Genomic DNA, 1,020 nt, shown 5'->3' on the forward strand with positions numbered 1-1,020 from the left:
GGTAACCGTTGCACAAGCCCATAATGTATCCTAAAATTATAATTAGAAACCGTCTTTTAAAGGCGGTTTCTGTTTTTATACACTTAAAAACTCTGGTGTTTTAAAAGGCTTTAAAAGCATGTTTATAACCTTGTAAAAGGTGTTTTTGGCACTAAAATAAAGCGTATGTGCCCCTGCTCCGCTTTTAGTACGTTTTTCTATGAATTTCATGTATTTTTTAAGGTTATAGGCTATGGCCGAGAGCTGCATGCATTTATTGGCCTGCTCAATTCCAATGGTATTCACTTTTCTTAGGCCCATAAATTGTGTGAGCGTACCAAATACAGGTTCTACGGTGCTCTGCCTTTTTCCTTTCATATAACGCCCTTGGTTGCTTTCTACCCGGGCTATGTTACGCTCATATTCCGAGCGGTAATAGGTAACGGTAAACTTCTTTTCCTGTGCCGTTTTCCCTAGGCATGCAGTGCGTACTGGACAGTCCAAACACAACGGTTTTGAGCCGCGGTATTCCTTCTTCTTGGTGTTATTCTTTTTTTCTATAAACACTTTTTTAAAGGGGATGATTTGGCCTTGAGGACATGTATAACAATCTTCCTTTTCGTGATAGGTAAATCCATCCGGACCGCCCTTATAAGTGCCGTGAGCGGGTATAAAACTTTTTAGGCCTATTGCCTCTAGAAAGGCATAATTCTCGCCGCTGCTATAGCCCGTGTCGGCCACACAATTTTCCCAAACCAGTGCCGCTTTCCAAAGCCGTTGTTTTACCCGCTTAACGATATCTGGTAAATGCTGACTGTCTTTGCCATCGGCATGGTACGCTTTTATATCGCTTATCACATGGTTTGCCGTATCTACTGTAAGCTGGCTAAGGTAATTGAGTTTTCTTGCCTTTCCCGGTTTTACACTGATGCGCGCATCCGGATCGGTGGGACTGTAATGGGTCTTGTTACTGGTATAGCGACTGCCTTTAGCACCAGCTCCTGGACGTGCATCTTGATCCTTTGCCCATTTGGCATTACG

1 protein-coding gene is annotated in these 1,020 nt (G+C 43.1%); it reads right to left on the reverse strand.

Annotation, left to right across the window (positions count from 1 at the left end):
• Positions 1–75: 75 nt before the first annotated feature.
• The coding region (locus J1D01_RS17450) for a transposase (RefSeq protein ID WP_421151787.1) at positions 76–1,020 on the reverse strand (945 nt) is incomplete at its 5' end.

This window comes from Seonamhaeicola sp. NFXS20 (genome assembly GCF_049132085.1).
In the GTDB taxonomy this organism is placed as follows: domain Bacteria; phylum Bacteroidota; class Bacteroidia; order Flavobacteriales; family Flavobacteriaceae; genus Seonamhaeicola.